The organism is Bacillus sp. TE8-1 (assembly GCF_008368855.1).
Taxonomy (GTDB): domain Bacteria; phylum Bacillota; class Bacilli; order Bacillales; family Bacillaceae_G; genus Bacillus_A; species Bacillus_A cereus.
Genome location: NZ_QPET01000011.1, coordinates 205,185 through 212,156 on the forward strand (window position 1 = coordinate 205,185; position 6,972 = coordinate 212,156).

Here is a 6,972-nt window from a genome sequence, read left to right on the forward strand (position 1 = left end):
AAAAAGTTCTATCCGTTAAACGAATAGAACTTCCCAAATATAAATCGCTATACAAAAATAATAGTGTTATGTAAACAAAATTATAAAGAAAAACTGTCTTATCAATGAATAAGACAGTTTTTCTTTATAATCCTATATTAAAAGTTAAACACGAAGTCATCGTCAGCTAACTTTTCAACGTTCGTTGCTTTTACGTAACCATTTCCTTTTACAGAGAAGAAATCATGGTTTTTCGTATCTGTACGTAAACCATTTAAAACGATTGGGTTAATTTCTTCTTCTTCAAACTTCGGCTCAAGTCCTAAGTTCATAAGCCCTTTATTCGCATTGTAACGAACGAAACGATTTACATCTTCTACAAGACCGATAGAAGTGTAAATTTCTTCTGTATAGGCCATTTCAATTTCATATAGTTCCATTAATAAATCTTGTGTTTCTTTTTGCACTTCTTGTTGCTCTTCTGCAGAAAGTTCTGCGAAGATTTGTTGTGCTAAAATACCGACGAATACGCCGTGAATTGACTCATCACGAATTATCAAGTTGATAATCTCACCACTTGCTGTTAGTTTTCCTTGACCAGCTAAGTAAAGTGGATAGAAGAATCCGCTATAGAATAAGTAACTTTCTAAGAACACACTTGCTACCATTGCCATGTATAACTCTTTTTTTGTTACTTCAGGCTTTAATAAACGACGATAGTAACTAGTAATAATACCAGCTTTTTTCTCAAGTAACGGATGATTGTCTACCCAATCAAAAATATCATCAATCTCTTCTTCTGTAGCTAATGTTGTGAAAATGTGACTATAACTTTTCGCATGTACTTCTTCCATAGCTCCCATGAAAGCTAATACACTTTTCGCTTGTAAATTTTCAAGATGAACCAGTACAAGTGGCATTCCTTCGCCACCTTGTTTCGTATCTAAAAGTGTTAAACCACCTAATACACGCTTATAAGCAATTTGCTCTTCTTTCGATAATTGCACCCAAGTATTTTTGTCAGACGAAACCGCAATTTCTTCTTCTGTCCAAAACTGAGCGATGTTTTGCTTCCAAAACATTAAACTAAAATCATCTTCTTTTTTGTTCCAGTTTACCGCACGCATTAAATCGCCCCTTCTCTAAATATGATAACTAAGCATGAGCAGGGTTCAGAAAACCCTGCTCATCATGTCTCACTTTTTATATTAAACGGTACAAGCCACACACTCTTCCACGCTTAATTTACGTGTTCTCGTATAATACAGACTCTTTAAGCCTTTTTTATGTGCATAGATGTAGTAACGTGCTAATTCACGTGTTGAAATATCACTATTAACGTAAAGAATTGTACTAATTCCTTGGTCAATATGTTCTTGAATTTCTGCGATTAAATCAATTAATTTAAACTGATTCATATCGTAAGAAGATTTATAGTACCAGAACGTATCTTTTGATAAATACGGCATTGGATAATATGTTGTCGCATTCGCATATGTTCTTGATTCGATTTGACTTACGATCGGCATTACGCTTGAAGTTGCATTTTGAACGTAACTGATTGATTGTGTTGGAGCAATGGCAAGACGATATGAGTTGTATAAACCATTCTTCTGTACTTGCTCTTTTAAACTTGTCCAATCTTCTTTTGTTGGAATATGAATTCCTTCAAATAGTTGCTGAACTTTTTCAGTTACTGGGCTGTAATCTGTCGTTTCATACTTTTCGAAGTATGTGCCATTCGCATAATCAGATTTATCGAAGTCCTTAAATGTCTCGCCTTTTTCTGTAGCGATTTCCATACTTTTCTCAATAGAGTAGTAATTTAACATCATAAAGAATGTACGAGCGAATTCTTTCGCTTCTGCACTTTCATAAGCGATTTTATTTTTTGCTAAATATCCGTGTAAGTTCATTGCTCCAAGTCCAACTGAATGAAGCTCGTCATTTGCTTTTTTCACAGTTGGTGCATTCGGAATAATCGTCATATCAGAAACAGCTGTTAAAGCTTCCATTCCCGCATGAACTGCTTCACGAATTTCTTTATTTTCCATTACGTTTACGATATTTAACGATCCTAAGTTACAGTTAATATCACGACGGATAATGTCATCTGTACCGTAATCATTTATTTCTGAAGTTTCTTGAAGCTGGAAGATTTCTGTACATAAGTTCGACATCTTCACAGTTCCAATATCCTTCAATGGATGTTGATTATTTGCATTTGATTTAAACATTAAGTATGGGTAACCAGACTCAAGCTGAATCATAGCGATTTTAATAAGCATATCACGTGCACTAATATCTAGTGGCTTCTTCTTCACTTTCGGATTGCTCATTAATTCATCGTACATTTCATCAATGTCAATATCATCTAAATGCTTGCCATATTCTTTATAAACCGTATAAGGCGCGAAAACATGGAAAGGTTCGTTTTTCTCAGCAAGCTCAAAGAACTTACTTGGAACGATAATTCCGATTGATAGAGACTGAATACGGCTCTTCTCATCGGCATTTATTTTTTTTGTATCAAGGAATTCAATAATATCCCAATGGAAAATGTTTAAATATACTGCACCGGCACCTTTTCGTTGGCCAAGCTGATTCGCATATGAAAACGAATCTTCAAGCAATTTCATAACAGGTACTACGCCACTTGCAGCGTTGTCGATACCTTTAATTTGCTCACCGCGTGCGCGTAGCTTAGATAAGTTTAAAGCTACTCCCCCGCCGATTTTCGATAATTGCATCGCAGTATTAATGTTAAAGCCGATCGAATTTAAGCTATCGTCCATCTCTAACAAGAAACAAGACACCATTTCTCCTCTTCTGCTTCTTCCCGCATTTAAAAAGGTTGGTGTCGCTGGTTGGTAGTTTTGTTTTACAATCATGCTTGCGAATTGTCTTGCCTTCGAAACATCACCGCGTCCTAAGTATAATGAAACAATTGCTACACGATCTTCATAGCTTTCTAAGTATTGTTTTTGATCATTCGTTTTTAACGCATAATCTTTGTAGAACTTAGATGCTGCCATATAAGATTGGAACTCGAAGTTTTCACCATAAGCGATGTTATATACTTCCTCTACTTCCTCCAAGCTATACTCGTCCAGAACGTTGTAATAGTAATCATGTTCTTTCATATACTCCATTCGCTCTGCCACGCTATTAAAAGGAACGGTATTCTCTCTAGCTTCTTCCATAAAGACTTCTAATGCCTCTTTATCTTTATGAAGCTGATAAAAACCGTCCTGCATTTGCGTGATTTCATTATTCAGTTCAATGTGTCGCAATCTCCCGCACCCTTTCCTTAAAATATTCTACATCGTTATTTGTTCCAGATAACTCAAATTTTGATACAATAGGCACTTCATATTTAGTAGAAATCTTGTCAGCACTTGCACCGAACATGTCTCCCCAGTTACGATTGCCGCTTGCAGATACGCCTTTTAATTTTTCATTATTGCGCTCTAAAAAGTCTAAAACACGTTCTGGTACATTGCCAAAACCTGTTGTATACGTAATAAGAATAAAGTCTTCATCTATTACTAGATCTTCATCAATTTGAACGGCCGGCATATTTAATTTGTGAATGAAACGCTTCACGTTTCCTGTCATAGAATCATATGCAACTAACATTTCCGACCCTCCCTCTCAAATCTATATTCTCTATATGTTGTTCTTGATTTCTCTATATATTGTATTACGTTTCAAAATAAGACACAAGATATATGTATAAATTCTTTCTTTTTTTAACTTTTACTTTTCGACATGATAGCCGTTTTTTTTCAATACAATGACTATGAAACAACATTCTAAAACTCATGTCAATAAAGTGCTTTTCAAAAAAGTTGTCAACGAATTTAACCTTATTTTTAAAAAAGTTAACAATATATTTTGTCATAAAACGGTAGATGCTGAAGAAATATATTTCTCCAGCATCACGCAAAAAAGAACAGATATGAAACTATAATCTGCTCTAAAAAACGATTACATTTATCAAATTTACCTTATTAAATATATTATACATATACTTTCGTTTCTCGTTACATACTAAAAGATAACTATTATAGAAAAAGATTATTATTATGGAACTTCAATTTATTTATGAAAAGTTTATTCAGAGTGCTCAATGCGCAAAATATCTTTTACAAATATATGATGCGGATTTTCATCTTTATCAATCATTGTACATACCGGAGCCTCTTCATCAAAGTATACAATCATTCCTTCTACGTACTGATATGTATGTCGAACTTGTACAGTTACTTTAATTTCTACTGCTTCTTCATATGCTCTTTTTATTTTCTGAAGCATTTTTGCTGAACATTTTCGTTTCTCTGGATACATAACCATTCCCATAAATCGATTGCCGGCTCTATCTTTCCACATATAATCCCAATGTGGTAAAATGCCTTGTTTAAAATCGCCCATAATTCCCCTCTCCTTTATCTTTTATTTATCCCGCATTAAACGTCCGATTGGTGAAAGGCTACTAATCAGTGAGAGATGCCCTGCTGATCAAAATTCCCCTTTATGAACGTGGCGTTTCTGAATATGTATAAATCACTTGCCCGCCTCGCTGTGCGTTACCAATGAAATGCTTAAAGTCTTCTCTATTTACAACAACTTCTCTGAACGTATAAAATACATCTTTCGTAACAACATACTCCTTTATTTCACCATTTTTTAGCTGATCTAAAATTGTATTTGCTAATTCTTTATCCATGTATTTCACCTCTCTGCAATATTTTATTTTATCGTATATTCTATAGGTCAACAACTGTAAATTTATCCCGCTATTTGCAGGTAGTGCGATTGGTGTTGACTACTAATCAGTCGTGGAATGAACAAAAAATCTTACTGATTAACGTTTCACTTTATCTCGTTGTTATGCCATGATTTTATTTTCGTTATTTCGCAAACAATATCGTTTTACTATATGTCCACTAAATATCATATACTAACATAGCTACTTCTCTATATCAAACATTTCGGCATTCAATTATGCAAAGTTCCATACCACTATGCTACAATATACAAATAGAACTAGGAGGGATACTATGATTCGGAAAGCAAAAAAGACAGATGCAATGGCAATAGCTCCTTTATTGTATAATGCTCTGCATGAAATTGCTGAAAAAATCACAGGTAGCACAGATGAAGCAGAAGTATTACTAGGACTTGAGACATGGTTCTCAAAAGAAAATAACCGTCTGAGCTACGAAAACTGTTTTGTCTATGAACAAGACGAGAGTGCAGTTGGAGTTATTGTCGCTTATCACGGTAGTGAAGCAACACAGCTTGACGCACCAATTGTACATCACTTAAGAGAATTACATAAAGATGAATCAATTACGTTAGAAAAAGAAGCTGAGCTTGATGAGTATTACATTGATACACTATCAGTTTCAAGTGCACACGGCGGAAAAGGTATCGGTTCTAAATTAATTGAAGTTGCCGAAATCTATGCAACTGAAAAAGGGCATGAAAAAATCGCTTTACTTGTTAATTTAGAAAACACACGCGCCTATTCACTATACGAAAAGTTAGGTTATAAAAAAGATGAAATTGTTATGCTAGTAGGCGAACCTTATGCTCATCTCGTAAAACCATTAAACGTCAAAATTTCTGTATCTTAAAAAGAAAGCACACGATTTATATAAATCGTGTGCTTTTATGTTAAATTCGTATTTAATATATTTCCATCCATCGCCTCGTGAAACGTATATGTTGTACATCCCCATGGCTTTCTATGCAAAATAGGCGAACCAGACCATCCCATTGCCCTCAGCTCCGTTCCAATCATCGAATTAAAATAATTATGACCTACAAGAGCAATACTTCCATGTACGAGAGCATAACGATGTAATACGTAAGCTGCTTGCCTTGCCCTCTCTCTTACTTCCTTATAAGATTCAACATTTTTATGGTAACCAAGTATCCATAATGCTCGTCCAATACACATCCATACGTTAAGTTTACACTTCAACCATTTTGGCGCATAAAAGCTCGCCGGAACTGCCACTTCCCTAAAAAGAGAATTTTGTATAAAACATAAAGAATCCATTAATTCAGCTGCTGACTGTACAGCACACTTTTGATCACTCGTTACAATCAATTTCGCTACTTCAACCGCTTCTCTTGTTTCCAATGGTATAGGTTGTTTTTCTGTTATAGTATGTAAGTCATATCCTTTTATCCATTCATGAAAGGATGTAACCGTCATTGGTTCTATAGTACAATCTAAGCGACCATGACGAATAAAAGAAATCTTCATTCTTTTCACTCTCCATTCATCACTTATGAACTCTATTATGCACTAGTTCTAAACATCATACCACGTAAGAAAATAAAGTTATATACCTTTACATCTCCCCACCATTATCATGTGTTATCGAAGCATGGATACCATCCATCCCATCAAAATATGTACTCGTATCATATTGACGAATCTTTTTTAAATGCATATAAGAAAATAAAAATAAAATTAAAGCTATAACACTCCCCACAAATTCAAACATCATTTTACCGCCTCTAATTTCTCCCACTTCAGCAGGTTATTCTACTTTTTCATTATACCTCGATATAAAGATTCTCGCATTTTTGCTATTTTTTTCAAAAAACATGGATTTTCTACATATTTTCTTACAAAAAGTGAATATTTTTCGAATTTTTACTTTGGAAACATTTACAAAGTAGGAAATATGGTTCAAAATAGGAGGAAATAAAAAAACCCAAATTTATTCTTTTTTTGGGAAAACTGTAACAAGGAGAGTTGCTTATGCAGATCGCAGAAACTGGAGATATCATCGAATTTAAAGGTGGAATGCAAGGCCGTGTTCAAAAAGTAAATCAAAACTCTGTTATTGTTGATATAACAATTATGAAGAATTTTAGAGAACTAGATATGGAACCTCTTACAGTTGTAAGTCATAAAAACTATACTGTCATTAATCAAAATGCATAATATAATAGAAAGAAAGGGCCTGT

At 34.3% G+C, this 6,972-nt stretch carries 9 protein-coding genes; 2 read left to right on the top strand and 7 right to left on the bottom strand.

Going from position 1 to position 6,972, the window contains the following annotated elements; translation table 11 throughout:
• Nucleotides 1-137: 137 nt before the first annotated feature.
• From nrdF to DN404_RS09390, 5 genes are all read right to left on the bottom strand, one after another.
• Nucleotides 138-1,106, bottom strand: a complete 969-nt coding sequence (nrdF, locus tag DN404_RS09365; RefSeq protein ID WP_001203028.1) for a class 1b ribonucleoside-diphosphate reductase subunit beta — start codon at nt 1,104-1,106, stop codon at nt 138-140.
• A gap of 81 nt (nt 1,107-1,187) precedes the next feature.
• On the bottom strand, nt 1,188-3,272 hold the full coding sequence (gene nrdE / locus DN404_RS09370) for a class 1b ribonucleoside-diphosphate reductase subunit alpha (protein ID WP_001215839.1): 2,085 nt from the start codon (nt 3,270-3,272) through the stop codon (nt 1,188-1,190).
• Complete coding sequence (gene nrdI / locus DN404_RS09375; protein WP_000959447.1) at nt 3,259-3,618, bottom strand: class Ib ribonucleoside-diphosphate reductase assembly flavoprotein NrdI; 360 nt, start codon at nt 3,616-3,618, stop codon at nt 3,259-3,261. Before nrdI ends, nrdE begins: the two co-directional genes overlap by 14 nt.
• 477 nt (nt 3,619-4,095) lie before the next feature.
• A complete protein-coding gene (locus tag DN404_RS09385) occupies nt 4,096-4,413 on the bottom strand; it encodes a hypothetical protein (RefSeq protein ID WP_000502205.1) in 318 nt (105 codons plus the stop codon).
• 100 nt (nt 4,414-4,513) lie between these two features.
• A complete protein-coding gene (locus tag DN404_RS09390; RefSeq protein WP_000356684.1) occupies nt 4,514-4,708 on the bottom strand; it encodes a hypothetical protein in 195 nt (64 codons plus the stop codon).
• A gap of 334 nt (nt 4,709-5,042) precedes the next feature.
• Here DN404_RS09390 and DN404_RS09395 point away from each other — a divergent pair, with 334 nt between their 5' ends.
• Nucleotides 5,043-5,621 carry a GNAT family N-acetyltransferase gene (locus DN404_RS09395; RefSeq protein ID WP_000619544.1) on the top strand — a complete coding sequence of 193 codons (579 nt, stop codon included), beginning with the start codon at nt 5,043-5,045 and terminating at the stop codon, nt 5,619-5,621.
• Between the two features lie 35 nt (nt 5,622-5,656).
• Here the strand turns inward: DN404_RS09395 and DN404_RS09400 are convergent, their stop codons facing one another.
• Entirely contained in the window at nt 5,657-6,259 is a 603-nt protein-coding gene (locus DN404_RS09400) for a hypothetical protein (RefSeq protein WP_000703102.1), read from the bottom strand.
• Between the two features lie 88 nt (nt 6,260-6,347).
• Nucleotides 6,348-6,503 (bottom strand): hypothetical protein, encoded by a 156-nt coding sequence (locus DN404_RS30475; RefSeq protein WP_000461431.1) that lies wholly within the window; start codon nt 6,501-6,503, stop codon nt 6,348-6,350.
• A 260-nt stretch (nt 6,504-6,763) separates the two neighbouring features.
• On the opposite strand from DN404_RS30475, the gene DN404_RS09405 reads away from it, so the two are divergent.
• Nucleotides 6,764-6,949: a YkvS family protein gene (locus DN404_RS09405; RefSeq protein ID WP_001165082.1), complete on the top strand. Its 186-nt coding sequence runs from the start codon at nt 6,764-6,766 to the stop codon at nt 6,947-6,949.
• Nucleotides 6,950-6,972: the final 23 nt, after the last annotated feature.